The following is a 26,315-nucleotide window of genomic DNA, read 5'->3' as shown; positions in this document are numbered from 1 at the left end:
GCAAGGCAGAATTGGCAAATATCTGCACATAGAAAAAAAACCGCCTGACAAAGCAGGCGGTTTTCGTTCGAACGCAAAGCTGAAATGGATCAGCCTCCGCCGCGACGCATCATATCGAAGAACTCGGCGTTGTTCTTCGTCTGACGGATCTTGTCGAGCAGGAATTCCATGGCTTCCACTTCGTCCATGTCGTGGATGAACTTGCGCAGCACCCAGACCTTCTGCAGCAGATCCGGCTTGATGAGCAATTCCTCGCGGCGCGTGCCCGACTTGTTCAGGTTGATCGACGGATAGACGCGCTTTTCCGCGAGACGGCGTTCGAGGTGCACTTCCATGTTGCCGGTGCCCTTGAACTCTTCGTAGATCACGTCGTCCATGCGGCTGCCCGTTTCGATGAGCGCCGTGCCGATGATCGTGAGCGAACCGCCTTCCTCGATGTTGCGCGCAGCTCCGAAGAAGCGCTTCGGACGCTGCAGCGCGTTGGCGTCGACACCGCCCGTCAGCACCTTGCCGGACGCCGGCACGACCGTGTTGTAAGCGCGCGCGAGACGCGTGATCGAGTCGAGCAGAATCACGACGTCGTGCTTCATTTCGACGAGACGCTTCGCCTTCTCGATGACCATCTCGGCCACCTGCACGTGACGCGCGGCGGGTTCGTCGAAGGTCGACGCGATGACTTCGCCCTTCACCGAGCGCTGCATTTCCGTTACTTCTTCCGGACGCTCGTCGATGAGCAGCACGAACAGGATGACGTCCGGATGATTCGCCTTCACCGCATGCGCGATGTGCTGGAGCATCACGGTCTTGCCCGACTTCGGCGACGCGACGAGCAGGCCGCGCTGGCCCTTGCCGATCGGCGAAATCATGTCGATGATCCGGCCCGTCACATTCTCTTCGCCGCGCATTTCGCGTTCGAGCGGCAGCGGCTTGTTCGGATGCAGCGGCGTGAGGTTCTCGAACATGATCTTGTGTTTCGAGGCCTCGGGCGGCTGCCCGTTGACTTTGTCCACCTTCACGAGCGCGAAATAACGCTCGCCGTCCTTCGGCGTGCGTACTTCGCCTTCGATCGTGTCGCCGGTGTGCAGATTGAAGCGGCGGATTTGCGACGGACTGATGTAGATATCGTCCGTACTCGCGAGATACGAGGTCTCGGGCGAGCGCAGGAAACCGAAGCCATCGGGCAGCACTTCGAGGGTTCCGTCGCCGAAAATCGTGTCGCCAGCCTTGGCGCGCTTTTTAAGAATCGCGAACATGAGTTCCTGCTTGCGCAGGCGGTTCGCATTTTCGATTTCGAGGCCATTGGCCATCTCGATCAGTGCGGAGACGTGCTGAGACTTGAGCTCGGATAAATGCATACGGATTTCCCGCCGGGGAGAAGAGGTGCGACAGAAAGATTGGGGAGAAGAGGTGAGCGGAACCGCTCTAGACTTAATACTGCTAGTTAATACTTCTTGAACTCTTGTGATTCTAGCATAGCACACGCCACACGAGCCCCGGGTGGGCTTTGGGCGGGGCTTTTCGGCCGATGTTGTCGTGTGACAACATCGGCTGCATCGCTGTGCGCGTGGATTGCGCCGTGGATGCCGGAAGCTGACGGCGCTCGCCGTCGATGCCGTTACAGGTTGCTGTCGAGGAACGCGGTCAATTGCGACTTGGACAATGCGCCGACCTTCTGCGCGGCCACTGCGCCGTTCTTGAAGAGAATCAGCGTGGGAATGCCGCGCACGCCGAACTTCACCGGCGTCGACTGATGCTCGTCGACGTTGATCTTCGCGATCTGCAGGCGATCGCCATAATCCTTCGCGACTTCGTCGAGGATCGGGGCAATCATTTTGCACGGACCGCACCACTCGGCCCAGAAGTCGAGCAGGACAGGTTTATCCGACTTGACGACATCCTGTTCGAAAGAAGCGTCGCTGATGTGCTTGATTGATTCGCTCATTGTCTGAATACCTCTATTGATTCGAGGCCCGCGTTTGAATGCTCGCCACGATACAACAAACTGAGAAAAATTTCGTCGCCAACGGGCATGTTCAAGCCCGCTCGCCATGCGCCAGTACGACTCGCACGCGGCGGCGAATGACTCGCGAAAGCGCAAAATGCACCACTTCCGCACAATTCACCGGTCATCTTAGCCTACTTTGCTATCCGTTGCCGGGTGCCGATAGGGCGCATCTGAGGGCGGAAGCACGAAGCGCAAGAGGGCGGCGCAAAAGCTGACGCGAATCGATCGATGCCTTCCGGCATCGCATGGCCCCGTGATATAATTCGTCGTGACGGGCCTCCTCGCATGGCGGCGCGGTCAACCTGGTCAGGTCGGGAACGAAGCAGCCACAGCCGTTTTCCACCAGTGCCGAGGGTCGGGCTCGTCACCTTCCGCTTTTCTTCTGCTGTTCCCTCTTGTTTCCCCTGTTTCATCGACATGTAGCACGCTCTCCGCGCGTGGTATTTCCGTGCGCCCGCTCGTGCCCAATGGCCCCGCCGGACGGCGTTTGCACGAGGTCGTTGCTGATACAATTTCGCGCATGACCTATCAAGTTCTCGCACGCAAATGGCGGCCGAAATCGTTCGAATCGCTCGTCGGCCAGGAGCACGTCGTCCGTGCGCTCACGCACGCGCTCGACGGCGGCCGCCTGCATCACGCCTATCTGTTCACGGGCACGCGCGGCGTCGGCAAGACGACGCTCTCGCGCATCTTCGCGAAGGCGCTCAACTGTGAAACCGGCGTGACCTCGAAGCCGTGCGGCGTGTGCCGTGCGTGCCGGGAAATCGATGAAGGCCGCTTCATCGATTACGTCGAGATGGACGCGGCGAGCAACCGCGGTGTCGACGAAATGGCGGCGCTGCTCGAGCGCGCCGTGTATGCGCCGGTCGATGCGCGCTTCAAGGTCTATATGATCGACGAAGTGCACATGCTCACGAATCACGCCTTCAACGCGATGTTGAAGACGCTCGAAGAACCGCCGCCTCACGTGAAGTTCATCCTCGCGACCACCGATCCGCAAAAGATTCCGGTCACCGTGCTCTCGCGCTGCCTGCAGTTCAATCTGAAGCAGATGCCGGCGGGGCACATCGTGTCGCATCTGGGGAACATTCTTCAGGAAGAGCAGATCACGTTCGAGCCGCAGGCGCTGCGTCTTCTGTCGCGCGCAGCCGACGGCAGCATGCGCGACGCGCTCTCGCTCACCGATCAGGCCATCGCGTATTCGGCCAACGAAGTCACCGAGGAAGCCGTGCGCGGCATGCTCGGCGCGCTCGATCAAAGCTACCTGATTCGCCTCATCGACGCGCTCGCCTCAGGCGATGGCGCGCTCGTGCTCGCGATCGCCGACGAAATGGCGCTGCGCAGCCTGTCTTTCTCGACGGCGCTTCAGGATCTGGCGAGTTTGCTGCATCGAATCGCGTGGGCGCAGTTCGCGCCGTCCTCGGTGCTGGATGAATGGCCGGAAGCCGCGGACATTCGCCGCTTTGCCGACATGCTGTCGGCCGAGCAGGTTCAGCTCTTTTATCAGATCGCCACCGTTGGGCGCGGCGAGCTCGGTCTCGCGCCGGACGAATACGCAGGCTTCACGATGACGCTCTTGCGCATGCTTGCATTCGAGCCCGCGAGCGGGCCGGGCGGCGGCGGTGTCGCGGTGAGCGCGCCTTCGGCTGCGAAACCCGCGCGCAGCGCAGCGCTCGCCGGAGCGATGGCCGAGCGCGCAGTCGCGCCGGCGCCGGTGGCAAAAGCGCCTTCAGCGGAAGGCGTCGTCGTCAAAGCGGAAGAGGCGCCGCCGGTCGAAGCTGCCGCGCAAAGCGTGAAGCCTGCCGCGCCCATCGAAGCGAGCGAGCCCGTGCCTGCGAAACCCGCACCGGTGCCGAGCGCCGCGCGGCAGGCCGTCGATGCGGCTGCGCCTGCTGCACCGCGCGCAACGGAGTCCGAAGCCTCGTCGTCGCGCGCTGGCGGCGGCGCTCGCGCGGCGCTCGACGTGCTGCGCAGCGCGGGCATGCGTCTTTCGTCCGATCGCGGTGCGCGCGGCGCATCGGTTGCGCCGGCGGCTGCGCCCGCTGCGCCGAAACCTGCCGTCGCGAAGCCGGCGGTGCAAGTCCAGGTCCCGACGCCCAAGCGCGCGGCGCCAGCACCCGAACCGAAGGCCGCGGCAGCGGAAGCAACCAAGGCGAACGTCGTTCCGCCGTGGGAAGACATGCCGCCCGACGACTATTCGCCGGCGGCATCGGCAGACGACTATTTCATGCCGCCCGATGACGGCTTCGTGCCCGCCTTCGACAGCGGTTCCGACGACATGCGTTTCGGCGCAGAGCCGGCAGCAAAACCCGCGCCCGTCATCGACACGACGCCGCTGCCGCCCGCCGTGCCGCTCGACGTGCTCGGCGTGACCGTCGAATGGCCCGCGCTCGCCGTCGATCTGCCGCTGAAGGGCGTCGCCTACCAGCTCGCGTTCAATAGCGAACTGACCGCCTGCGACGCGAGCTCCATCACGCTCGCGGTCGCGGTCCAGATGTACACGGACGCCACGCACGTCACGAAGCTCAAGGCCGCGCTCGCCGAGAAGCTTGGCCGCGCGATCGAAGTCAGCGTGAATGTCGCGCCCGCGCGCCGCACCGCCGCCGCGCTCGATGCCGCGGACCGCGCGCGCCGCCAGCAGGAAGCCGAGCAGGAAATCAGGCAGGATCCGTTCGTGCAGTCGCTGATCCGCGACTTCGGCGCGAGCATCGTGCAGGGCTCGATCAAGCCGATCGCCGCATCGGGCGCGAGTCCGTCGTGAACTGAAGCGCGCGGCGTGTTGTCGACGTCGCGCATCCGCACAAAATTCCGAGCGCGCGCCGGGCGCACGCTTGCATCACACGTTTTCCAGTAAGGAGCCGAACCATGATGAAGAACCAACTCGCCGGGCTGATGAAACAGGCTCAGCAGATGCAGGAAAACATGAAGAAGATGCAGGACCAGCTCGCGCTGATCGAGGTCGAGGGCCAGTCCGGCGCCGGTCTCGTGAAGGTGACGATGACCTGCAAGAACGACGTCAAGCGTGTGTCGATCGATCCGAGCCTGCTCGCCGACGACAAGGACATGCTCGAAGACCTCGTCGCCGCCGCGTTCAACGATGCCGTGCGCAAGGCCGAGGCCACCACGCAGGAAAAGATGAGCGGCATGACGTCCGGCATGCCGATGCCGCCGGGCTTCAAGCTGCCGTTCTAAACCCGCGCGCCGGAGCGATTCCGGCGTGTCATGAGGAAACATGAAACAACCTTCCGCCCTGTCGGCGCTCGTCGAGGCGCTGCGCGCGCTGCCCGGGGTCGGCCCGAAATCGGCGCAGCGCATGGCGTATCACCTGATGCAGCACGACCGCGCGGGCGCCGAAAAGCTCGGAGCATCGCTGCTGTTCGCGACCGAGCATCTGAAGCACTGCGAGAAGTGCAACACCTTCACGGAAAGCGAAATCTGCGAGGTCTGCACCGACGAGGAGCGCGATCCGGCCTTGCTGTGCGTCGTCGAGACGCCCGCCGATCAGATCATGCTCGAACAGACGCTCACGTATCGCGGGCTCTACTTCGTGCTGATGGGGCGGCTCAGTCCGCTCGACGGCATCGGTCCGAAGGAGATTCACTTCGAGCGACTGATTAACCGCGCGCTCGACGGCATCGTGCAGGAAGTGGTGCTCGCCACCAACTTCACGAACGAAGGCGAGGCGACCGCGCACTATCTCGCGCAGACGTTGAAGAGCAAAGGGCTGAAGGTGACGCGGCTCGCGCGCGGCGTGCCGGTCGGCGGCGAGCTCGAATATGTCGATGCGGGCACGATCGCCCGCGCGATGCTGGACCGGCGCTCCGTATAAGGATCGATCCAATGACAGAAACCGAAGCGCTCGCGCTCGCGACGCATCGTCACTACAAGGGCGGACTGTATCGCGTGATCGGCGTGGCGCGCCACTCCGAGACCGAGGAAGCGATGATCGTCTACGAACATCTGTGGCCGCACGAGCGAGGCCTGTGGGTGCGGCCCGCCGCGATGTTCAACGAAACGCTACCCGACGGCACGCCGCGCTTCGCGCCGCTGGATATCCCGCTTTAAAAACAACTGGAGACAAGACCATGAGCGCAACGACGGGACCACTCGCCGGCGTCAAGGTTCTGGAACTCGGCACGCTCATCGCGGGGCCGTTCGCCGCGCGCTTCATGGGCGAATTTGGCGCCGACGTCATCAAGATCGAAGATCCGAACGGCGGCGATCCGCTGCGCAAGTGGCGCAAGCTGTATCCCGAAGTGGGCGGCACGTCGCTGTGGTGGGCGGTGCAGGCGCGCAACAAAAAATCGGTGACGGTGAATCTCAAGGCCGAGGAAGGCAAGGCGATCGTCCGGCGGCTCGCGAAGGAAGCCGATATCGTCATCGAGAATTTTCGACCCGGCCTGCTCGAAAAGCTCGGGCTCGGCTACGAAGTGCTGTCCGAAGACAATCCCGGCCTCGTGATGGTGCGGCTTTCCGGATACGGGCAGACCGGGCCGTATCGCGATCGGCCGGGCTTCGGCGCGATCGCCGAATCGATGGGCGGGCTGCGCCACATCACGGGCTATCCGAACCTGCCGCCGCCGCGCATCGGCATCTCGATCGGCGATTCGATCGCCGCGTTGCACGGCGTGATCGGCGGCATGATGGCGCTGCATCACGTGCGCGTGAACGGCGGCAAAGGGCAGGTCGTCGACGTGGCGCTGTACGAAGCCGTCTTCAACATGATGGAAAGCGTCGTGCCCGAGTACGGCGTGTACGGCATGGTGCGCGAGCGCACGGGCGCGTCGCTGCCGGGCATCGTGCCGTCGAATACGTATCCTTGCCGCGATGGCAGCATCGTGATCGGCGGCAACAGCGATCCGATCTTCAAGCGGCTGATGAACGCAATCGACCGCGCGGATCTCGCGAACGATCCCGCGCTCGCGTCGAACGACGGCCGCGTGCCGCGCACGCAGGAAATCGACGACGCCATCGCCGCATGGCTCTCGACGCGCGGCATCGACGAGGCGCTCGCCGTGCTCAACGCCGCCGATGTTCCGGCCGGCCGCATCTACAGCGTCGCGGACATGTTCACCGATCCGCAATACATCGCGCGTCAGATGATGCAGCGTTTTCCGTGGCAGGACGGCCGCGAGATCACGCTGCCCAATGTCACACCGAAACTCTCGGAAACGCCGGGCGAAACGCGCTGGCTCGGCCCGAAACTCGGTGAACACACGGATGAAGTACTTCAGACGCTCGGGTATGATGCCGACGATATTGCGCGGCTGCGGGCTGAAAAAGTGATTTGACGCGCGTGTTTTGACGCGCTCGCAGACAACAAGAATTCCAAGGAGACAAAGACGATGAAACGCAGAACGTTCATCGCGAGCGGCGCCGTGCTCGCGGGTGGGGCACTTTCGGGCATGCCGCTCGCGTTTGCGCAGGGCAAGCCGGAACAGGCCAAGGTATCCATCGCGGTCGGCGGCAAGAATCTCTTCTACTATCTGCCGCTCACCATCGCGGAGCGCCGCAACTACTTCAAGGACGAAGGCCTCGAAGTCGAGATCGCCGATTTCGCGGGCGGCGCGAAGGCGCTCCAGGCGGCGGTCGGCGGCAGCGCGGATGTCGTGTCGGGCGCATTCGAGCACACGCTCCTGCTTCAGGCGAAGAGCCAGTATTTTCGCGAATTCGTGCTGCAAGGGCGCGCGCCGCAGATCGTGCTCGCCGTATCGAAGAAGACGATGCCGAACTACAAGTCGGTCGCGGATCTGAAGGGCAAGAAAATCGGCGTGACGGCGCCGGGTTCGTCGACTTCGATCATGGCGGGCTTCGTGCTCGCGCAGGCCGGGCTCAAGGCGAGCGACGTGTCGTTCATCGGCGTGGGCGCGGGGGCGGGCGCGATCGCCGCGCTGCAGTCGGGGCAGATCGACGCGATCGCCAATCTCGATCCGGTCATGACGAAGCTCGAGCGCGCGGGCGATATCCGCATCGTGTCGGACACGCGCACGCTCGCCGATACCGTGAAGGTGTTCGGCGGCAACATGCCGGCGGGCTGCCTGTACGCATCGCAGAGCTTCATTACGAAGAATCCGAACACCACGCAGGCGCTCACCAACGCGATGGTCCGAGCGTTGAAGTGGCTGCAAGGCGCGTCGGGCAAGGATCTGATCGCGACGGTGCCGGAAAGCTACCTGCTCGGCGATCGCGCGCTCTATCTCGATGCATGGCAGCACGTGAAAGAAGCGCTGTCGCCGGACGGCCTGATGCCCGCCGACGGTCCCGCGACTTCGCTCAAGACGCTGCAAGCCTTCGACGAAACCGTGAAGGGCAAGCCGATCGACCTGTCGAAGACGTGGACCAACGACTTCGTGAAGAAGGCGCTCGCCACCGTCAAGGTCTGATCGATGAACGCAACATCGAATCATGCGCTCGCGCTGGAGGACGTCACCTGCACGTTCGCCTCGCGCGAGAGCCGCAAGGACCGCTACACGGCGGTCCGCGATACGAGCCTCAGGATCGCGCCGGGCGAGTTCGTCTCGGTGGTCGGGCCGACCGGCTGCGGCAAGTCCACGCTGCTGAACGTATCGGCGGGGTTGCTGGAGCCTTCGTCGGGAACCGTGAGCGTCTTCGGCGAAAAGCTTGCGGGCATCAACAAGCGCGCGGGCTACATGTTCCAGGCCGATGCGCTGATGCCATGGCGCTCCGCGCTCGACAACGTGACCGCCGGCCTCGTGTTTCAGGGCGTGTCGAAACAGGAGGCCGATGCGCGCGGCGAGGAATGGTTGAAGCGCGTGGGTCTCGGCGGCTTCGGCGACCGCTATCCGCATCAACTGTCGGGCGGCATGAGAAAGCGCGTCGCGATGGCGCAAACGCTCATCCTCGATCCCGACATCATCCTGATGGACGAGCCGTTCTCGGCGCTCGACATCCAGACGCGTCAACTGATGGAAAACGAACTGCTCGATCTGTGGGCGGCCAAGCGCAAGGCGGTGCTCTTCATCACGCACGATCTGGATGAGGCGATCTCGATGTCCGACCGCGTGATCGTGCTGTCGGCGGGGCCGGGCACGCATCCGATCGGCGAATTCGCGATCGATCTGCCGCGCCCGCGCGATGTCGCCGAGATCCGCTCGCATCCGCGCTTCGTCGAACTGCATGCGCAGATCTGGGGCGTGCTGCGCGAGGAAGTGTTGAAGGGCTATCAGCAGCAATTGAAGCCCACCGCCGCCGAATAAGACGATACGACCATGTGGAACAAGCTGCGCCCGAATCGGACGAACCTCATCGTGTGGCAATGGCTGTTGCTGCTCGTGTGTTTCGCGTTGTGGTATGCGCTCACGAGCCCGACGCTCCTGCCGCCCTTCTATTTCGACGACGCCAACAAGGCCGCATTTTTCTTCGGCGAGCCGCAGAAGGTGCTCGTACGTATCTGGGAGTGGTTCACGAGCGGCGAGATCTACATCCACCTTTGGGTGACGCTGATCGAAACGGTGCTGGCGTTCGTGATCGGCACGGTGTCCGGCTTGGGCGTCGGCCTCTGGCTCGCGCTCGCACCGACGACCAGCGCGCTCCTCGATCCCTACATCAAAGCCGCAAACTCGATGCCGCGCGTGATTCTCGCGCCGATCTTCGCCGTGTGGTTCGGGCTCGGGATCTGGTCGAAGGTTGCGCTCGGTGTGACGCTCGTTTTTTTCATCGTGTTCTTCAACGTCTATCAGGGCGTGAAGGAAGTGAGCCCGGTCGTGCTCGCCAATGCGCGCATGCTCGGCGCGAACCGCAAGCAACTGTTGCGGCACGTTTATCTGCCGAGCGCGACGAGCTGGGTGTTTTCCAGCTTGCATACGTCGGTCGGGCTGGCCTTCGTCGGCTCGGTGGTCGGTGAATATCTCGGGTCGGCGCGCGGCGTCGGCTATCTGATCCTTCAGGCCGAAGGCACCTTCGACATCAATACCGTCTTCGCCGGCATTCTCGTGCTGACAGCGTTCGCGCTCGTGCTCGACGGTCTCGTCGCGCTGGTCGAGCGCCGCCTCATGAAATGGCAGCCGAAGAGCGGAGAGACGGAAAAGCTCTGACGGGCGCGTCCGGCAGACGCGGGCGATTTGCGAGACAATTCGTGCCACACCGGTTCCGGCGAATCGGTTATGGTCACGCACGGCGGATATCTTTATGATGCTGCGCTATCCCGGTGCCGCACCGCAGGTCCACGCGGATCCCGCGTGACTTGTCCGAATCAGGCGTCGGGAACACATCAGGTCGTCACGCAATCCAAGCGACACTCTGCATTCGGATGCTGCCGCGCGTCATCGGCGCGGCGCTCATCCGCGCGATCTCGCGAGAACAAGAATGAATCTGCGAACTGACAGTTCGATTGCGGTGGTGTTGCCATCGCCGATCGGTGACAGCCTCATCGGGCTCGTCCTCGTCAACAATCTCCTCCGCAATGGTTATCGCCCCGTCGTGTTCGGTTGGGTCGCGGAGCAGCTTGCGGACTGGCTTCCTCACGTCACAGTGGCACAGCCCGGCGCCTGGCAGGGCGCGTTCGATACGGTGATCGAACTGCTGCCGACCGGCTACGCATCGGCGTTGAGCCGTTCCGGCAAGACGCTGTGTCTCGCGACGCTGCCCGAATACCGCGGCTCGAAGCACATGGTGGACCGTATCGTCGAGGTGGCGACGAAGGTGTTCGGCCTGCGCGACGTCACGCGCGCGAATGGGCTCGTCGTGCCGGCCGGCGTGGTGAAGGGGCGCTTCGCGAATCGCGTCGTCATCCATCCCACGGGCAGCCATCCCGAGAAGATGTGGGGCCGCGCAAAGTTTTTGTCGCTCGCGCGGGGACTCACATATCGGCACTGGCAGCCGAGCTTTCTCGTCGCGCCTGCCGAGTTCGGCGCATGGGGCGATATCTCCAGCGAAGGATGCGAGGTCAACGCGCTGCCGCGGTTGGGCGAAGTTGCGACGTGGATCGCCGAGTCGTCCTGGTTCATCGGCAACGATTCGGGTCTCGGACATCTCGCGTCGTGCATCGGCGTGCCGACGTTGTCGCTTTTCATGCGCCGGGGCCTCGCGCGTTCCTGGCGTCCGGGCTGGGGACCGGGCGCGGTCGTGCTGCCGCTTTCCGTGCTGCCGTTCGGCGCCCTCCGGGAGCGCATGTGGCAACGTCTGCTCACGGTGCGGCGCGTCATGGCGGCGTTTCAGATGCTGCACGACAAGCATGCTCGCTCGCAGCACCATTACGTGGCGGCAGATTTCGCCGACGCGAAAACACGGCAGGCGGAGCGCATCGGCATGCTGCCCGGCGCGCAATCGCGGCGCCTCTAGTTCGACGCGCGCACGTCGAAACGCGCGCTGCGAACCATCCGCCTTATGGCTCGATCACGACCTTGCCGGTCACGCGGCGATTCATCATGTCGTCGAGCGCCTGCGGCGTTTCGTCGAGCGAATAGCGCTTCGTGACGACGGGCCGCAATTTGCCAGCCTTGATCCAGTCGACCATCGTCGAGAACTCGTGATCGGCGAGCGCGTGTTCGCGCTGCATGTGACCGCCCCAGAACACGCCGACGATGCTCGCGCCCTTCAACAGCGCGAGATTGAGCGGCAGCTTCGGAATCTCGCCGTTCGCGAAGCCGACGACCAGATACCGTCCGCGCCAGCCGATGCTGCGAAACGCGGGCTCCGCATACGCGCCGCCGACCGGATCGAAGATGACATCCGGCCCGTTGCCGTCCGTCAGTGTCTTGACGCGCTCGCGCAGATCTTCCTTCGCGTAGTCGATGATGTCATCGGCGCCATGCTCGCGACAGAAAGCGAGCTTCTCCGCGCTCGATGCCGCCGCGATCACGCGCGCGCCGACGAGCTTGCCGATCTGGATCGCCGCGACGCCGACGCCGCCCGCCGCGCCGAGCACGAGCAGCGTCTCGCCTGCCTGCAACGCGCCGCGATCGACGAGCGCGTGGTACGACGTGCCGTACGCGAGCGTGAACGCGGCGGCGTCGGCGAGATCGACGTCATCGGGCAGCGCGATGCAGTCCGCTTCCTTTGCGCGCGCCTGTTCGGCGAACGCGCCTTGCGCCGTGTACGCGGCCACGCGCATGCCGGGCGCGAGGCGCGTGACGTCCGCGCCTACTGCGCGCACGATGCCCGCGAACTCCGCGCCGGGCGTAAACGGCAGGGGCGGCTTGAACTGATACTTGTTCTGGATGATGAGCACGTCGGGAAAATTCACGCTCGCCGCTTTCACGTCGATGACGACTTCGCCTGCTTCCGGATGCAGGTCGGGCAGCGTTTCGATGGAAAGCGTATCGGGCAGTCCGTGTTCGTTGCATCTGACGGCGCGCATGTTTTGCTCCTTTGAGATCACGTCAGTGTAGGGCACGCGACAGGGCGCGCGAAGGGGCGCGGCCGGGCCTTCGAGTCGTCGTCGCGCCATGCTTCCTCGGTTACAATCGTCGGATGCGAATCCTACTCAGCAACGACGACGGTTACCTGGCGCGCGGCATCAATGTGCTGCACGACGTCCTGCAGCCGCTCGGCGAAGTAACGGTGATGGCGCCCGAGCAAAACTGCAGCGGCTCGTCCAACTCGCTTACGCTGTCGCGGCCCTTGAGCGTGCATCAGGCGCCGAACGGTTTCAATTTCGTGAACGGTACCCCGACCGATTCCGTGCACATCGCGCTCACCGGCATGCTCGACCAGCAGCCGGATCTCGTCGTGTCCGGTATCAACAACGGGCAGAACGTCGGCGAGGACACGCTGTATTCGGGCACCGTCGCGGCTGCCACCGAAGGCTTCATGTTCGGCATACCGGCGATCGCGTTCTCGCTCGTCGGCCGGGACTGGCTTCATCTCGAAGACGCCGCGCGCGTCGCTGCGGAGATCGTCGCGCATTTCCTCGACCATCCGATGCCGGGCCATCCGTTGCTGAACGTGAACATCCCGAGCCTGCCTTACGATCAGTTGCGCGAATGGAAGGTGACGCGCCTCGGCAAGCGCCATCCGTCGCAGCCGGTCATCCGCCAGAGCGATCCGCGCGGCAATCCGATCTACTGGATCGGACCGTCCGGCGACGCGCTCGACGCGAGCGAAGGCACCGATTTCCACGCGGTCGCGAACGGCTTCGTGTCGATTACGCCGCTGCAACTCGATCTGACTCACACGAAGCTGATGGCCGAGACGCGCGAATGGGCGCGCGCCGGGAGCCGCAGCACATGACCGACGAGCGCGCCAAGCGCTTTCCGCTGGCGCTCGCGGATCTGGTTCGCGAGCGGCGCTCGCCGGCGGCGCGTGGGCAAGATGCCCGCGGCAAGCAAGTCGCCGCTTCAGCGCTCAAGCCAGCGCCGGCGCAACCGGCGAAACCGGGCCCATCGCGTGCGGCGAACGCGACGATGAAAAATCCCGCGACGGCAGCGGCCTCCGCGAAGCCGGCTACCTCTGTTTTTCCCCCGCGTTCCGGCGCAAAGCCGGCGCCGGGCGCGGCGAACGCCACGAAAGCGGTTCCGGGCGCGAACAAGAGCGCGGCGCAAACGCATCATGCACCGCGCACGAGCGCATTGCGCGCCGCACCGCGCTCGGCCGAGCGCGCCCTGAACGCGTCCGCGGCCGGCACGCGCAAAGGCGCGCCCAATGTCGCGCTTGCAAGTATGCAGACGCTCACGTCGGAACGGGTGCGCGAACGCATGGTCGAACGGCTTCGTTCGAACGGCGTGACCGATCCGCGCGTGCTCAACGCGATGTCCGTGGTGCCACGCCACATGTTCGTCGATCCCGGGCTCGCCGCGCAGGCTTACGAAGATGCCGCGCTGCCGATCGGTCATCACCAGACCATCTCGAAGCCGTCCGTCGTGGCGCGCATGATCGAGCTGGTCGCGGCGGGGCGCACGTTGAGCAAGGTGCTGGAAATCGGCACCGGCTGTGGCTATCAGGCGGCGGTGCTGTCGCAAGTCGCCACTGAGGTTTATTCGATCGAGCGTGTGCGCCCGCTATCGGAGCGCGCGAAGCTCAACCTTCGGCCGCTGCGCGTGCCGAACATCAGGCTGCATTACGGCGACGGGCGCCTCGGCTTGCCCGCGGCCGCGCCGTTCGACGCGATCGTGATCGCTTGCGCGGGCCTCGACGTGCCGCAGGCCCTGCTGGATCAGCTGGCGGTGGGCGGCAAGCTCGTCGCGCCTGTCGGATCGCAGGCCGCGCAGTCGCAAGTGCTGACGCTCGTCACGCGAGTCGCCGCGGCGCAATGGCGTGAAGAGCAGCTCGATCGCGTTTTCTTTGTACCCTTAAAATCCGGAGTGATTTGACACCGATGAGTATCCTTCGTGCTTTGCGAGAAGAAAGTGCGGACCGACGCCTGAGCGCGATGCAGCGCGGCGTGTGCGTGCTGGCGTTGTCCGCGCTGGCTGCGTGTTCGACGCGCATGGACATGGCGCCTGTCGTCGATAGAACGGGCGCGCCCATCGGCACTACCGCTGCGCAGGCGCCGGACAACGGCCCGCCGCCCCCCGGTTATTACCGCGTGAAACCGGGCGACACCCTATATCGGATCGCACTGGAAAACGGTCAGAATTATCACGACATCGCAACGTGGAACAACCTGACCAACCCGAATCAGATCGAAGTCGGCCAACTCATGCGCGTGGCGCCTCCGGGCGCGAACGTCGCGGCGGCGACGCCCGGCGTGGCGACCGCGCCGATCGTGGGCGGCGGCGTGCAGGCACAGCCGCTCAATGGTGCGCAGCCACCGTACTACGGTCCGAATTCGGGCATGGGTGCCGCGCCGGGAGCCACCGCGGGTGCGGCGGCCGGCATGGCGTCGGCGCCGGGCGCGCCGGGTGTTGCGGGCGCTGACGCGAGCGCGGCGCCAGCGGGCCAGCCGGCGTTCATCTGGCCGGCGCGCGGACCGATTCTCGGCACGTTCAACGAGGCGAGCAACAAGGGTTTGAATATTGGCGGTGCGGTGGGAGATGCGGTCAACGCGTCGGCGGATGGCCGAGTGGTTTACTCCGGAAATGGGCTGCGCGGCTACGGCAATCTCATTATCATCAAGCACGACGCAACTTTTCTGACGGCGTACGCACATAACCGTGCTTTGATGGTAAAAGAGGGAGACGCGGTAACTAAAGGGCAGAAGATCGCTGAGATGGGGAACAGCGATTCGGACCGCGTGATGTTGCATTTCGAAGTTCGCCGGCAGGGAAAACCTGTTGACCCACTGAAGTATTTGCCGCCGCAATAAAGCGAAACCATCATGCCAAAAACGAAGCGCCGCCTGCCGCAAGCCGAGACTGAGACCATCAGCCGACCTTTGCAAGTGTCGGTGGAAGACGGTGCTTCGACGCATGACGACGAGAACGTCGACGTCGACGTAGATTCCGAAGAAGAAGGCGAAAGCCGGGGAAAGGGCAGCGACGAAGCGGGTGAAAGCGCAAACGATTCCGCGCCGGACGCCGACGACTTTCGCTCGCTGCTGCAGGCCGAGCTCACGGCCGACACCATCCAGCATTACCTGAACCGCATCAGCGTGAAGCCGCTTCTGACCGTTGAGGAAGAGCAGCGCTACTCGCGGCTCGCAAAGGCGGGCGAATTCGACGCGCGGCAGGTCATGATCGAGCGCAATCTGCGGCTCGTCGTCAGTATCGCGAAGGGTTATCTCAATCGCGGCGTGCCGTTGCTCGATCTGATCGAGGAAGGCAATCTCGGCCTCATGCACGCGATCGAAAAATTCGATCCGACGCGCGGTTTCCGTTTTTCGACCTATGCCACCTGGTGGATCCGCCAGAGCATCGAACGTGCGATCATGAATCAGGCGCGCACGGTGCGCCTGCCTGTGCACGTGATCCGCGAGCTCAATCAGGTGCTGCGCGCGAAGCGCCATCTGGAAAAAAGTTCCGCCAACGCGGCCGACAGCGTCGCGCCCGAGCGCCGCGACGCGAGCATCGACGACATCGCGTATCTCACCGGCAAGACGCCCGAGGAAGTCACAGACATCCTCGCGCTCAACGAGCACACGGCTTCGCTCGACGCGCCGCTCGACCTCGACCCGGGCAGCAGCCTTCTAGATCTGCTTTCCGACGACCAGAGCCAGTCGCCTGACGCGGAAGTGCAGCATCGCGAACTAGAATCGCTCACGCGCCTGTGGCTGTCGCGGTTGTCCGATAAACATCGGCATGTGATCGAACGGCGCTTCGGGCTGAACCATATCGAGCCCGCGACGCTCGAAGAACTCGCCGACGAAATGGGCCTCACGCGTGAGCGCGTGCGCCAGATCCAGCAAGAGGCGCTGGTGCGGCTCAAGCGCTTTTTCGCCTCCAACGGTGTTCGTAAGGACGCCGTGCTTTAACGCTTTGACGGCGCCCCGGGAGGGCGTCGCGTTCCAGGATTCAATGACACCGATTCTCGTTTTCGACATCGAGACGATCCCCGATGTCGACGGCATTCGCCGTCTCGAAGATTTACCCGACGATCTCTCCGACCGCGAAGTCGCCGAACATGCGTTCCAGGCGCGCCGCGAGCGCGTCGGCAACGACTTTCTGCCGCATCATCTGCAACGCGTTGCGGCGATTTCGTGCGTGTTCCGCGACAACAACGGCTTTCGCGTGCGCTCCCTCGGCGCTCCTGGCGATGGCGAGGCGGCGCTGATTCAGTCGTTCTATCGCGTGATCGAGAAATACACGCCGCAGCTCGTGTCGTGGAACGGCGGCGGCTTCGATCTGCCGGTGCTGCATTACCGGGCGCTGGTGCACGGCATTGCCGCGCCGCGTTACTGGGACCTCGGGCAGGACGACCGCGAGTTCAAGTTCAACAACTACATCAGCCGCTATCACATGCGGCACATCGACCTGATGGACGTGCTCGCGATGTATCAGGCGCGCGCCAACGCGCCGCTCGATGCGCTCGCCAAGCTGTGTGGCTTTCCCGGCAAGCTCGGCATGGACGGCGGCAAGGTGTGGGAAGCGTATTGCGACGGCCATCTCGACGAGATCCGCAACTATTGCGAGACGGATGTCGTCAACACGTACTTAATGTACTGCCGCTTCCAGATGATGCGCGGCGGCTTCACGCCCGACGAGTACACCGACGAAATCAATTTCGTGAAGGATGCGCTCGCGCAGGAAACGTCGCCGCACTGGGCCGAGTATCTGGCGGCGTTCGGGAAGTGAAGCGGCGCGATGACGTTCGTCTACAATCTCGCCTTTGCCAATCGTTAGTCAGGAAGTACGCAGGTGTCTGAAGCCGCTCGAAAAACTCCCCATCGCCGTCGTGCCGCGCCGGCGAAGTCCGTCACGCCCGATCCCGACTTCGTCGCGCCCGAGCTCGAAATCGAGTCGCTCGATATGGAAGCGCGCGGCGTCGGCCGCACGGTCAACGAGGACGGCGAGCCGGGCAAGGTCATTTTCGTCGAAGGCGCGCTGCCGGGCGAACGTGTCAGCTATTCGAGCTTTCGCAAGAAGCCGAGCTTCGAGCAGGCGCAAGTGGTCCGCGTGCTGCGTGAAAGCGTCATTCGCGCAAAACCGAAGTGTCAGTTTTTCGGCATCTGCGGCGGCTGCTCGATGCAACATCTCGATGTGCGCGCGCAGATCGCGGTGAAACAGCGCGTGCTCGAAGACAGTCTGCAACATCTGTCGAAACTGCGGGCGGAGACCATGTTCCGGCCGATTCACGGACCGTCGTGGGGCTATCGGTATCGCGCGCGGCTGACGGTGCGGCATGTCGAGAAAAAGGGCGGCGTGCTGGTCGGCTTTCATGAGCGCAAGAGCAGTTATGTCGCCGACATGACGAGCTGCGAAGTGCTGCCGCCGCACGTGTCGGCGATGCTCGTGCCGCTGCGTCATCTGGTGGCTGGCTTGTCAATCCGTGATCGGATGCCGCAGATCGAGCTGGCGGTCGGCTCCGACGTGACCGCGCTCGTGCTGCGCATCCTCGAACCGTTGACGGAAGCCGACGAAGCCCTGATCCGCGCATTCGCTGATGAGCATGACGTCCAGTTCTGGCTTCAGCCGAAAGGCCCGGACACGGTTTATCCGTTTTATCCGCTCGACCGCGAGCTGGCTTATACGCTTCCGGAATTCGACATCCGCATGCCGTTCAAGCCGACCGATTTCACGCAGGTGAATCATCAGATCAATCGCGTGCTGGTGAGCCGGGCGTTGAGTCTGCTCGCGCCCGAAAGATCGGACCGCGTGCTCGATCTTTTCTGCGGCATTGGCAACTTCACGCTGCCGCTCGCGCGGGTGTCGCGCGAAGTCGTCGGCATCGAGGGCAGCGAGGCGCTGACTGCCCGCGCGCTGGAGAATGCGAAGGCCAACGGCGTCGACGGGCATACGTCGTTTGCGTGCCGCAATCTGTTCGAAATCACCGCCGACGATCTGCGCGCACTCGGCGCCTTCGACAAGTTCCTGATCGATCCGCCGCGCGAAGGCGCGCTCGCCGTGTCGAAGGCGCTCGCGGAGATCGCGCAGAGCGGCGAAGGGCCGTTGCCCGAGCGCATCGTCTACGTGTCGTGCAATCCGGCGACGCTTGCGCGCGACGCTGGCCTGCTCGTCCATGAAGCCGGCTACCGGATGAAGGGCGCGGGCGTGGTGAACATGTTTCCGCACACGTCCCACGTCGAATCGATCGCGTTGTTCGAGCGCGACTGATCTCGCGCGGCATATTGCAGGCACAAAAAAACCGGCCCGAAGGCCGGTTTTTCGTTTCCGTCGCAGTGAAGCAAATCAGTTGCGATTGCCGCCGAAAATGCCGAGCAGCGCCAGCAGGTTCGTGAAAACGTTGTACAGGTCGAGATAAATGGCGAGCGTCGCGCTGATGTAATTCGTCTCGCCGCCGTTCACGACGCGCTGCACGTCGAAGAGCATGTACGCGGAGAAGATCACGATGGCGAGCACGGAGATCGTCATCATCAGCGCCGGCAACTGCAGGAAGATGTTCGCGAACGCAGCCAGCAGAATGACGATCACGCCCATGAACAGGAACTTGCCCAACCCCGAAAAATCGCGCTTGCTGACGGTGGCGATGGTCGCCATCGCGGCGAAGATCACGCCCGTGCCGCCGAACGCCATCATGATGAGCTGCGGCCCGTTCGAGAACCCGAGGATGAAGCTCAACAGGCGCGAAAGCATCAGGCCCATGAAGAACGTGAAGCCGAGCAGCACGACCACGCCGATGCCGCTGTCCTTGGTTTTTTCGATCGCGAACATGAAGCCGAATGCGATCGCGAGGAACGCGATGAAGCTCATCGCCGGGCTGGTGGCGGCGAACAGCGAGAAGCCCGTCGCGACACCGACCCATGCGCCGAGCACCGTCGGCACCATCGAGAGCGCGAGCAGCCAGTAGGTGTTGCGCAGCACGCGGTTGCGTGTCTCCAGCGAAGTGACGCTGCCATTGCGGCCAAAGCTATAAGGTGATTCGTTCATGGTTTCTCCTTGCTCCAATTGTCTGTCGTTCGGTCTTCCCGCTACATCCGTCATACACGAATGATAAGTTCTCGGACTTAAACCAGTATTAGGACTGTTTTCCGCTGCTTCCGCTGTACGGCGCACCTTCCCCGTTGCAATGCGGCGCTCTGCTCCAATATGGCCCCGGCGCGTCCCGAATTCAATAGTTCGAAAGGCTGATTCAACTGTGCCGACGGTTAAGCTCTCGCTGGGTTTGATTCTTACTGCGCCGTAAGGTTTCAATCGCAATCATACCTTGCTTCGTGCTACAATTGTCGATTCGTTTTAATCCGTAAACCATTCATTTTCTGGAGTTTTTCATGGCGATCGAGCGCACCCTGTCGATTATCAAGCCGGACGCAGTGGCAAAAAACGTTATCGGCCAGATCTACAGCCGTTTCGAGAACGCAGGCCTGAAGATCATCGCTTCGCGCATGGTGCACCTGTCGCGCGCCGACGCGGAAAAGTTCTACGCCGTGCACGCTGCGCGTCCGTTCTTCAAGGACCTCGTGGAATTCATGGTTTCCGGCCCGGTGATGATTCAAGTCCTCGAAGGCGAGAACGCCATCGTCAAGAACCGCGACCTGATGGGCGCGACCGATCCGAAGAAGGCTGACAAGGGCACGATCCGCGCCGACTTCGCTGACAGCATCGACGCCAACGCCGTGCACGGCTCGGACGCAGCGGAAACGGCAGCGCAGGAAGTCGCGTTCTTCTTCCCGCAAGTGAACGTCTACTCGCGTTAATTTTCGCGTTGGTCGCCGGGTTGGCCGTGCGGCCGATCCGGTATCGCGCCTCGACGCAGAAGAAGTCGTAAGAAAGCAGGAACCGGCGCGAACGGTCCCGGAAAAGATATTCCGGGCTTCGCAATCTGAAATGGCAGAACTCGACATGACGAGCAGCACCACCGTCAACCTTCTTGATCTCGACGCCGCCGGGCTCACCGCGTATTGCGCGAGCCTGGGCGAAAAGCCGTTTCGCGCCAAGCAATTGCAGCGCTGGATCCATCAATATGGCGCCGAAGACTTCGACGGCATGACGGATCTCGCGAAATCGCTGCGCGAAAAACTCAAGGGCCGCGCCAACATGGCGATGCCCGACATCATCAGTGACCACGTTTCCACCGACGGCACGCGCAAGTGGCTGATCGACGTCGGCAACGGCAACGCGGTCGAAACCGTGTTCATCCCCGAAGAAACGCGCGGCACGTTGTGCGTGTCGTCGCAGGCGGGTTGCGCGGTGAACTGCCGGTTCTGTTCCACCGGCAAGCAAGGCTTTTCCCGCAATCTGACGACGGGCGAGATCATCGGGCAGTTGCGCATGGCGGAGTTCGCGCTGCGCCGCTCGCTCGGGCGCGAGGTCGGCGGGCCCGGCAAGGGCGAGCGCGTCGTCACGAACGTCGTGATGATGGGCATGGGCGAGCCGATGCTCAATTACGACGCCGTCGTGCCGGCCATGCGCCTGATGCTCGACGACAACGCCTACGGCCTGTCGCGCCGGCGCGTGACGCTTTCCACCTCCGGCGTCGTACCGATGATGGACCGTCTCGCTGCGGATCTGCCAGTGGCGCTCGCAGTGTCGCTGCATGCGCCGAACGATCCGCTGCGCGACATGCTGGTGCCGCTCAACAAGAAGTACCCGTTGCGCGAGTTGATGGCCGCATGCCAGCGGTATCTGAAAGTCGCGCCGCGCGACTTCATCACGTTTGAATATTGCATGCTGGATGGCGTGAACGACAGCGAAGCGCACGCGCGCGAATTGCTCGCCGTGACGCGCGACGTGCCGTGCAAATTCAACCTCATCCCGTTCAATCCGTTCCCGGAATCCGGGCTGACGCGTTCGAAGAACGAGCAGATCAAGCGCTTCGCGCAGGTGCTGATCGATGCGGGCGTCGTCACCACAGTGCGCAAAACGCGCGGGGACGACATCGACGCCGCGTGTGGCCAGCTCGCGGGCGCGGTGCAGGATCGCACGCGTCTAGCGGAGCGCACCGGCCGGGCAGGAAGCAAGACGATCGAGGTGCGGGCGGTCTGACGGGGCGTTCGAATCAAAAAGCCGCGGAACAGAGGCGAGGGCGCCGGACGCGGCACGAAAAGCCGAACATTTTGTTATAAAGCGGTCTGCAATGGCGCCGGAGTTGTATCGTGCCCGGAGTTTTCGAACCTAATGCAGCAGCAGCGCTATAGAAAAGAATCGATGCGAGGAATTTGGCATGAGTGAGCCGCAGCACCCGACGCCTTTCGGCAGTCATACCAGCAACCGGTCCGGCAGCCAGCACGACGGTCAGACCGGTGCGGAAGGGGCGGCATTCGGTGCGAGCCCGGCGGGGGCCCTGGACTCGGTGCAGGCAGTCGGCGCGCGTCTCGCGCAGCTCCGTCAGGCGAAAGCATGGTCGATCGACGATGTATCGGCGCGGCTCAAGGTGTCGCCGCCGAAGCTGCTCGCGCTCGAAGCGGGCGATATCAGCCAGTTGCCCGATCGCACGTTTGCCGCAGGCATCGTGCGCAGTTACGCGAAGATTCTTGGTGCCGATCCGGCGCCGTTCACGCAGGCGTTCCGGCGCGACGGCGAAGCGGTCGAGCACAATCTGAAGGTGCCCGCGTCGTCGGGTGCAGGCCTGCCGCGCGCACGCGTGTCCGTGCCGCTCGGTAATTCGTCCGGCCGTCGCAAATCGTGGGTGTGGGGCGTGCTGGCGATCATTGTCGTGCTGGCGGCGCTCGTGATGTGGCACACCGGCGGCGACTCGAGCAACTGGCTCGCACGTCTGAAAGCGACGACGGGCGTCGGCCTGTCGTCGACGCCGGGTTCGAACGAGCCGGTCGCGGCATCGTCCACGCCGACGCCCGACGAGGCTGCCGCGGCCAACACGGGAGAAGCGTCGCTGCCGGAAGTCGCGGCGGCGCCCGGCGAGCAGCCGATGCCGCGTCCGCTCGGCACGAACGCGCTCCCGGCTTCGTCGTCGACGCTTTCGGCAGTGCAGGGTGCGAGCGCGCCCGGCGCGGCGGCGCCGGCAACGACCGCGAAGGCGGCATCGGCGGCGGCTGCTGCAGCGTCGTCCGCTCCGGGCGTCGCGGGAAGCGGTTCCGGCGCCGTCGAAGTGAAAGTAAAGGAAGATAGCTGGTTCAGCGTGCGCGGCAAGGACGGCAAGGAACTGTATTCCGGCCTCGTTCGCGCCGGCAACACGCAGCGCGTGGAAGGCGAGGCACCGTTCAAGGTGACCGTCGGCAACGTGAAGGGCGTCGAGTCGCTATCGGTCGACGACGAACCGGTCGATGCCAAGCGCTATTCCTCCGCACGCGGAAACGTCGCGCGCCTCTCGCTGCCTTGAGCGCAGCGGGTTCGCGCGGTACACATTCGAGGGCATCACGGTCTGCATGACGTGATGCCCGTTTGAGATTCCACACACGCAGCCGCGCTGCCAAGGCGCGCAGATTGCCAAAGGGTTTTTCGATGCAATCCGAAGCTCAATCCCTGATCAGCAGCAAGATTTGTTCGACCGAGCCGGTTTTCGGCGGACCGCTCGCGCGTCGCGCATCGCATGCGGTCGACGTGCGATGGGGCGGCCAGCTCGTGACGATCGGCGGGGACGCGCCCGTGCGTGTCCAGTCGATGACCAACACCGACACCGCCGACGCCATCGGCACCGCGATCCAGATCAAGGAACTGGCGCAAGCGGGCTCGGAACTCGTGCGGATCACGGTCAACACGCCGGAAGCAGCGGCTGAAGTCCCGCATATCCGCGAGCAGCTCGATCGCATGGGCGTGACGGTGCCGCTCGTCGGCGACTTCCATTACAACGGTCACCTGTTGCTGCGCGACTATCCGGCGTGCGCGGAAGCGCTGTCGAAGTACCGCATCAATCCGGGCAACGTCGGTCAGGGTGCGAAGCGTGACACGCAATTCGCGCAGATGATCGAAGCGGCGATCAGATACGACAAGCCGGTGCGTATCGGCGTGAACTGGGGCAGTCTCGATCAGGATCTGCTCGCCCGCATGATGGACGAGAACGCCGCGCGCTCGACGCCGTGGGAACTGCAAAGCGTGATGTACGAAGCGCTGATTCAGTCGGCGATCGGCTCGGCGGAGCGCGCGGTCGAGCTGGGTCTCGGCCGCGACAAGATCATTCTGTCGTGCAAAGTCAGCGGCGTGCAGGACTTGATCGCCGTGTATCGCGAGCTCGCGAAGCGCTGCAGCTTCGCGCTGCATCTCGGACTCACCGAAGCAGGCATGGGCTCGAAGGGCATCGTCGCTTCGACGGCGGCGCTTTCCGTGCTGCTGCAGGAAGGCATCGGCGACACGATCCGCATTTCGCTGACGCCGGAACCCGGCGGCGCGCGCACGGGCGAAGTCGTCGTGGGCCAGGAAATTCTGCAAACGATGGGCCTGCGCTCGTTCACGCCGATGGTCATCGCGTGTCCCGGCTGCGGCCGCACGACGAGCACCCTGTTCCAGGAACTCGCGTCGCAGATTCAGAACTATCTGCGCAGCTCGATGCCTGAATGGCGCGACCAGTATCCCGGCGTCGAGAAGATGCATGTCGCGGTGATGGGCTGCATCGTCAACGGGCCGGGTGAATCGAAGCACGCGAATATCGGCATTAGCTTGCCTGGCTCCGGCGAGAATCCGGCGGCGCCCGTGTTCATCGACGGCGTGAAGGTGAAGACGCTGCGCGGCGAGAATATCGCCGTCGAGTTCCAGCAAATCGTAGCCGACTACGTGGAGCGTACGTACGGCAAGCGCGAAGAAACCTCCGCGGCTCCAATCTAAATACAGATGACTGAACAGAAGAAACGGCTCGAAAGACTGAGCGGCGTGAAGGGCATGAACGACATCCTCCCGCAGGATGCCGCGTTGTGGGACTTCTTCGAAAGCACCGTCAAGTCGATGCTGCGCGCCTACGGCTATCAGAATATCCGCACGCCGATCATCGAGCATACGCAGTTGTTCACGCGCGGAATCGGCGAAGTGACCGACATCGTCGAGAAGGAGATGTACAGCTTCACCGATGCGCTGAACGGCGAGCATCTGACGATGCGCCCGGAGAACACCGCTGCGGTGGTGCGCGCGACCATCGAACATAATCTGCTGTACGACGGCCCGAAGCGCCTGTGGTACATCGGCCCGATGTTCCGTCACGAGCGTCCGCAGCGCGGGCGTTATCGCCAGTTCCATCAGGTCGGCGTGGAAGCGCTCGGTTTCGCGGGTCCGGACACGGACGCCGAGATCATCATGATGTGCCAGCGTCTCTGGGACGATCTCGGACTCACGGGCATTCGCCTCGAACTGAATTCGCTCGGTCAGGCAGAAGAGCGCGCTGCGCATCGCAAGGAATTGATCGCGTATCTGGAGAAGCACGTCGATTCGCTCGATGAAGAAGCGAAGCGCCGCCTCTACACGAATCCGCTGCGCGTGCTGGACACCAAGAATCCTGCGATGCAGGAGATCGCGCAGAACGCGCCGAAGCTCGTCGATTTTCTCGGTGAGACGTCGCGCAAGCACTTCGAAGGCGTGCAGCGGCTGCTCAAGGCGAACAACATTCCGTTCACGATCAACCCGCGTCTCGTGCGCGGCCTCGATTACTACAACCTCACCGTCTTCGAGTGGATCACCGACAAGCTCGGCGCGCAGGGGACGGTCGCGGGCGGCGGTCGCTACGATCCGCTGATCGAGCAGCTCGGCGGCAAGCCCACCGCGGCATGTGGCTGGGCGATAGGCGTGGAGCGCATCCTCGAACTGCTGAAGGAAGAGCAACTCGCGCCTGAAGCCGAAGGTACGGATGTCTACGTCGTGCATCAGGGCGAGAAGGCGGCCGAGCACGCGTTCATCGTTGCTGAACGTCTGCGCGACACGGGTCTCGACGTCATTCTTCATTGCAGCCCGGACGGCGCGTCCGCGAGCTTCAAATCGCAGATGAAGAAGGCCGACGCGAGCGGCGCGGCCTTCGCGGTCGTACTCGGTGAAGACGAACTCGCGCAAGGCATGATCGGTGTCAAGCCGCTGCGCCGATCGGGCGGCGAAACGTCCGAAGGGCAAAAGAACGAGCAAGTGAACGTTCCGGCGGAATACTTGACCGAATACCTAATCAATGCGATGGTTGCAACCGCCGACGACGAGGGTGCCTAAGATTTAGGCAGCAAAGCTGCATGCGTCGCGCCGGATCAAATGAAACGCAGGAAGGACTAGCTGGACGATGAGTTATCACGACGAACAAGAATCACTCGAAAGCGTAAAGGCCTGGTGGGCCAGATGGGGTAACAGCACGACTTGGATCGTGCTCGTGGCGCTCATCATCGGGGCCGGTTACAACGGATGGAACTACTGGCAGCGTCGTCAGGCGGCCGAGGCTTCGGTGCTGTACGACCATTTGCAGCAGGCGGTGAACGGCAACGACCAGGCGCTCGTCGCGCGTGTCGCGGCGGACATGGAAGACAAGTTCGGCGGCACCGCCTACGCGCAGATGACCGCGCTCGCGGCCGCAAAATCGCTCTATGCCGCGGGCAACACGGCAGGCGCGAAGGCGCAACTGCAGTGGGCGATCGATCACGCGAAGGACGGCGAGTACAAACAGATTGCGAAGCTGCGCCTCGCGCTCGTTCTGCTCGACGAAAAGAACTACGACGCAGGACTCAAGCTGCTCGCGGATCAGCCGCTCGATGCCTTCAAGGGCGTGATCGCCGATCGTCGCGGTGATCTGCTCGCCGCGCAAGGCAAGCGCGACGACGCGCGTGCGGCGTACAAGGTCGCGCTCGGCGCGCTGCCCGCGAACGACACGTCTGCGCGTCAACTGGTTCAGTTCAAGCTCGATGCACTTGGCGGCTGACGTTTCCGTATCGACTCGACATTGCTCAATGGAGCTGCTGGCCCGGCGTGTCGCCATGAAGCGACGCGGCGGCCAGCGCCGATCAACC

The 26,315-nt window shown here is 63.6% G+C and carries 25 protein-coding genes and 1 other RNA gene; 22 read left to right on the top strand and 4 right to left on the bottom strand.

Going from position 1 to position 26,315, the window contains the following annotated elements; translation table 11 throughout:
• Positions 1-89: 89 nt before the first annotated feature.
• Both rho and trxA read right to left on the bottom strand, forming a co-directional pair.
• Complete coding sequence (gene rho / locus AWB75_RS17765; protein WP_014191631.1) at positions 90-1,355, bottom strand: transcription termination factor Rho; 1,266 nt, start codon at positions 1,353-1,355, stop codon at positions 90-92.
• A 260-nt stretch (positions 1,356-1,615) separates the two neighbouring features.
• Complete coding sequence (trxA, locus tag AWB75_RS17760; protein WP_008349330.1) at positions 1,616-1,942, bottom strand: thioredoxin TrxA; 327 nt, start codon at positions 1,940-1,942, stop codon at positions 1,616-1,618.
• A gap of 333 nt (positions 1,943-2,275) precedes the next feature.
• Here trxA and ffs point away from each other — a divergent pair.
• The 10 genes from ffs to AWB75_RS17710 all read left to right on the top strand — a co-directional run bounded on the left by ffs (position 2,276) and on the right by AWB75_RS17710 (position 11,305).
• An RNA gene (ffs, locus tag AWB75_RS17755) (signal recognition particle sRNA small type) lies at positions 2,276-2,374 on the top strand.
• A 151-nt stretch (positions 2,375-2,525) separates the two neighbouring features.
• The gene (locus AWB75_RS17750) at positions 2,526-4,766 is read left to right on the top strand and encodes a DNA polymerase III subunit gamma/tau (RefSeq protein ID WP_061125401.1); all 2,241 of its coding nucleotides are present in this window, start codon (positions 2,526-2,528) and stop codon (positions 4,764-4,766) included.
• 104 nt (positions 4,767-4,870) lie between these two features.
• Positions 4,871-5,197, top strand: a complete 327-nt coding sequence (locus AWB75_RS17745) for a YbaB/EbfC family nucleoid-associated protein (RefSeq protein ID WP_061125400.1) — start codon at positions 4,871-4,873, stop codon at positions 5,195-5,197.
• Between the two features lie 40 nt (positions 5,198-5,237).
• Positions 5,238-5,834: a recombination mediator RecR gene (gene recR / locus AWB75_RS17740; RefSeq protein ID WP_061125399.1), complete on the top strand. Its 597-nt coding sequence runs from the start codon at positions 5,238-5,240 to the stop codon at positions 5,832-5,834.
• An 11-nt stretch (positions 5,835-5,845) separates the two neighbouring features.
• Positions 5,846-6,070, top strand: coding sequence for a DUF1653 domain-containing protein (locus AWB75_RS17735; protein ID WP_061125398.1), 225 nt, complete (start codon positions 5,846-5,848; stop codon positions 6,068-6,070).
• A gap of 20 nt (positions 6,071-6,090) precedes the next feature.
• On the top strand, positions 6,091-7,296 hold the full coding sequence (locus tag AWB75_RS17730; RefSeq protein ID WP_061125397.1) for a CaiB/BaiF CoA transferase family protein: 1,206 nt from the start codon (positions 6,091-6,093) through the stop codon (positions 7,294-7,296).
• A gap of 54 nt (positions 7,297-7,350) precedes the next feature.
• Positions 7,351-8,388: an ABC transporter substrate-binding protein gene (locus AWB75_RS17725; RefSeq protein WP_061125396.1), complete on the top strand. Its 1,038-nt coding sequence runs from the start codon at positions 7,351-7,353 to the stop codon at positions 8,386-8,388.
• 3 nt (positions 8,389-8,391) lie between these two features.
• Positions 8,392-9,222 carry an ABC transporter ATP-binding protein gene (locus tag AWB75_RS17720; protein WP_061125395.1) on the top strand — a complete coding sequence of 277 codons (831 nt, stop codon included), beginning with the start codon at positions 8,392-8,394 and terminating at the stop codon, positions 9,220-9,222.
• A 12-nt stretch (positions 9,223-9,234) separates the two neighbouring features.
• Entirely contained in the window at positions 9,235-10,059 is an 825-nt protein-coding gene (locus tag AWB75_RS17715; RefSeq protein WP_061125394.1) for an ABC transporter permease, read from the top strand.
• A 271-nt stretch (positions 10,060-10,330) separates the two neighbouring features.
• Complete coding sequence (locus AWB75_RS17710; RefSeq protein WP_061125393.1) at positions 10,331-11,305, top strand: glycosyltransferase family 9 protein; 975 nt, start codon at positions 10,331-10,333, stop codon at positions 11,303-11,305.
• A gap of 43 nt (positions 11,306-11,348) precedes the next feature.
• Here AWB75_RS17710 and AWB75_RS17705 read toward each other — a convergent pair whose 3' ends face one another.
• Positions 11,349-12,323, bottom strand: a complete 975-nt coding sequence (locus AWB75_RS17705; protein ID WP_061125493.1) for an NADPH:quinone oxidoreductase family protein — start codon at positions 12,321-12,323, stop codon at positions 11,349-11,351.
• A gap of 113 nt (positions 12,324-12,436) precedes the next feature.
• On the opposite strand from AWB75_RS17705, the gene surE reads away from it, so the two are divergent.
• From surE to rlmD, 6 genes are all read left to right on the top strand, one after another.
• Positions 12,437-13,195, top strand: a complete 759-nt coding sequence (surE, locus tag AWB75_RS17700; protein WP_061125392.1) for a 5'/3'-nucleotidase SurE — start codon at positions 12,437-12,439, stop codon at positions 13,193-13,195.
• Positions 13,192-14,274: a protein-L-isoaspartate(D-aspartate) O-methyltransferase gene (locus AWB75_RS17695; protein WP_061125492.1), complete on the top strand. Its 1,083-nt coding sequence runs from the start codon at positions 13,192-13,194 to the stop codon at positions 14,272-14,274. Before surE ends, AWB75_RS17695 begins: the two co-directional genes overlap by 4 nt.
• A 5-nt stretch (positions 14,275-14,279) precedes the next feature.
• Positions 14,280-15,209, top strand: a complete 930-nt coding sequence (locus tag AWB75_RS17690) for a peptidoglycan DD-metalloendopeptidase family protein (RefSeq protein ID WP_061125391.1) — start codon at positions 14,280-14,282, stop codon at positions 15,207-15,209.
• A gap of 12 nt (positions 15,210-15,221) precedes the next feature.
• On the top strand, positions 15,222-16,313 hold the full coding sequence (gene rpoS / locus AWB75_RS17685) for an RNA polymerase sigma factor RpoS (RefSeq protein WP_061125390.1): 1,092 nt from the start codon (positions 15,222-15,224) through the stop codon (positions 16,311-16,313).
• Positions 16,314-16,356: 43 nt separating this feature from the next.
• Positions 16,357-17,133, top strand: coding sequence for a 3'-5' exonuclease (locus AWB75_RS17680; RefSeq protein ID WP_061125389.1), 777 nt, complete (start codon positions 16,357-16,359; stop codon positions 17,131-17,133).
• A 63-nt stretch (positions 17,134-17,196) separates the two neighbouring features.
• Positions 17,197-18,612, top strand: coding sequence for a 23S rRNA (uracil(1939)-C(5))-methyltransferase RlmD (rlmD, locus tag AWB75_RS17675; RefSeq protein WP_061125388.1), 1,416 nt, complete (start codon positions 17,197-17,199; stop codon positions 18,610-18,612).
• Positions 18,613-18,687: 75 nt separating this feature from the next.
• Here the strand turns inward: rlmD and AWB75_RS17670 are convergent, their stop codons facing one another.
• Positions 18,688-19,386: a Bax inhibitor-1/YccA family protein gene (locus tag AWB75_RS17670; protein WP_061125387.1), complete on the bottom strand. Its 699-nt coding sequence runs from the start codon at positions 19,384-19,386 to the stop codon at positions 18,688-18,690.
• 341 nt (positions 19,387-19,727) lie between these two features.
• On the opposite strand from AWB75_RS17670, the gene ndk reads away from it, so the two are divergent.
• The 6 genes from ndk (at position 19,728) to AWB75_RS17640 (ending at position 26,227) form a co-directional block, all read left to right on the top strand.
• Positions 19,728-20,153, top strand: a complete 426-nt coding sequence (gene ndk / locus AWB75_RS17665; protein ID WP_014191612.1) for a nucleoside-diphosphate kinase — start codon at positions 19,728-19,730, stop codon at positions 20,151-20,153.
• A gap of 145 nt (positions 20,154-20,298) precedes the next feature.
• Positions 20,299-21,441: a 23S rRNA (adenine(2503)-C(2))-methyltransferase RlmN gene (gene rlmN, locus AWB75_RS17660; protein WP_061125491.1), complete on the top strand. Its 1,143-nt coding sequence runs from the start codon at positions 20,299-20,301 to the stop codon at positions 21,439-21,441.
• A gap of 178 nt (positions 21,442-21,619) precedes the next feature.
• Complete coding sequence (locus tag AWB75_RS17655) at positions 21,620-22,735, top strand: RodZ domain-containing protein (protein WP_061125386.1); 1,116 nt, start codon at positions 21,620-21,622, stop codon at positions 22,733-22,735.
• A gap of 122 nt (positions 22,736-22,857) precedes the next feature.
• On the top strand, positions 22,858-24,174 hold the full coding sequence (gene ispG, locus AWB75_RS17650; protein ID WP_061125385.1) for a flavodoxin-dependent (E)-4-hydroxy-3-methylbut-2-enyl-diphosphate synthase: 1,317 nt from the start codon (positions 22,858-22,860) through the stop codon (positions 24,172-24,174).
• Between the two features lie 6 nt (positions 24,175-24,180).
• Entirely contained in the window at positions 24,181-25,530 is a 1,350-nt protein-coding gene (hisS, locus tag AWB75_RS17645; RefSeq protein ID WP_061125384.1) for a histidine--tRNA ligase, read from the top strand.
• 67 nt (positions 25,531-25,597) lie between these two features.
• A complete protein-coding gene (locus AWB75_RS17640; RefSeq protein ID WP_061125383.1) occupies positions 25,598-26,227 on the top strand; it encodes a tetratricopeptide repeat protein in 630 nt (209 codons plus the stop codon).
• The last annotated feature ends 88 nt before the right edge of the window (positions 26,228-26,315 follow it).

This window comes from Caballeronia catudaia (assembly GCF_001544755.2).
Taxonomy (GTDB): domain Bacteria; phylum Pseudomonadota; class Gammaproteobacteria; order Burkholderiales; family Burkholderiaceae; genus Caballeronia; species Caballeronia catudaia.
The sequence above is the reverse complement of the archived record's forward strand: the minus strand, read 5'-3'. Positions and strand labels throughout refer to the sequence as shown.

Coding starts and splice junctions, on each gene's coding strand:
- AWB75_RS17655 (WP_061125386.1), top strand. CDS start 21,620: ATGAGTGAGCCGCAGCACCCGACGCCTTTCGGCAGTCATACCAGCAAC.
- rpoS (WP_061125390.1), top strand. CDS start 15,222: ATGCCAAAAACGAAGCGCCGCCTGCCGCAAGCCGAGACTGAGACCATC.
- AWB75_RS17730 (WP_061125397.1), top strand. CDS start 6,091: ATGAGCGCAACGACGGGACCACTCGCCGGCGTCAAGGTTCTGGAACTC.
- surE (WP_061125392.1), top strand. CDS start 12,437: ATGCGAATCCTACTCAGCAACGACGACGGTTACCTGGCGCGCGGCATC.
- rlmN (WP_061125491.1), top strand. CDS start 20,299: ATGACGAGCAGCACCACCGTCAACCTTCTTGATCTCGACGCCGCCGGG.
- AWB75_RS17715 (WP_061125394.1), top strand. CDS start 9,235: ATGTGGAACAAGCTGCGCCCGAATCGGACGAACCTCATCGTGTGGCAA.
- AWB75_RS17690 (WP_061125391.1), top strand. CDS start 14,280: ATGAGTATCCTTCGTGCTTTGCGAGAAGAAAGTGCGGACCGACGCCTG.
- ndk (WP_014191612.1), top strand. CDS start 19,728: ATGGCGATCGAGCGCACCCTGTCGATTATCAAGCCGGACGCAGTGGCA.
- hisS (WP_061125384.1), top strand. CDS start 24,181: ATGACTGAACAGAAGAAACGGCTCGAAAGACTGAGCGGCGTGAAGGGC.
- AWB75_RS17695 (WP_061125492.1), top strand. CDS start 13,192: ATGACCGACGAGCGCGCCAAGCGCTTTCCGCTGGCGCTCGCGGATCTG.
- rho (WP_014191631.1), bottom strand. CDS start 1,355: ATGCATTTATCCGAGCTCAAGTCTCAGCACGTCTCCGCACTGATCGAG.
- AWB75_RS17720 (WP_061125395.1), top strand. CDS start 8,392: ATGAACGCAACATCGAATCATGCGCTCGCGCTGGAGGACGTCACCTGC.
- AWB75_RS17680 (WP_061125389.1), top strand. CDS start 16,357: ATGACACCGATTCTCGTTTTCGACATCGAGACGATCCCCGATGTCGAC.
- AWB75_RS17710 (WP_061125393.1), top strand. CDS start 10,331: ATGAATCTGCGAACTGACAGTTCGATTGCGGTGGTGTTGCCATCGCCG.
- AWB75_RS17725 (WP_061125396.1), top strand. CDS start 7,351: ATGAAACGCAGAACGTTCATCGCGAGCGGCGCCGTGCTCGCGGGTGGG.
- AWB75_RS17670 (WP_061125387.1), bottom strand. CDS start 19,386: ATGAACGAATCACCTTATAGCTTTGGCCGCAATGGCAGCGTCACTTCG.
- ispG (WP_061125385.1), top strand. CDS start 22,858: ATGCAATCCGAAGCTCAATCCCTGATCAGCAGCAAGATTTGTTCGACC.
- AWB75_RS17735 (WP_061125398.1), top strand. CDS start 5,846: ATGACAGAAACCGAAGCGCTCGCGCTCGCGACGCATCGTCACTACAAG.
- AWB75_RS17750 (WP_061125401.1), top strand. CDS start 2,526: ATGACCTATCAAGTTCTCGCACGCAAATGGCGGCCGAAATCGTTCGAA.
- AWB75_RS17745 (WP_061125400.1), top strand. CDS start 4,871: ATGATGAAGAACCAACTCGCCGGGCTGATGAAACAGGCTCAGCAGATG.
- AWB75_RS17640 (WP_061125383.1), top strand. CDS start 25,598: ATGAGTTATCACGACGAACAAGAATCACTCGAAAGCGTAAAGGCCTGG.
- trxA (WP_008349330.1), bottom strand. CDS start 1,942: ATGAGCGAATCAATCAAGCACATCAGCGACGCTTCTTTCGAACAGGAT.
- recR (WP_061125399.1), top strand. CDS start 5,238: ATGAAACAACCTTCCGCCCTGTCGGCGCTCGTCGAGGCGCTGCGCGCG.
- AWB75_RS17705 (WP_061125493.1), bottom strand. CDS start 12,323: ATGCGCGCCGTCAGATGCAACGAACACGGACTGCCCGATACGCTTTCC.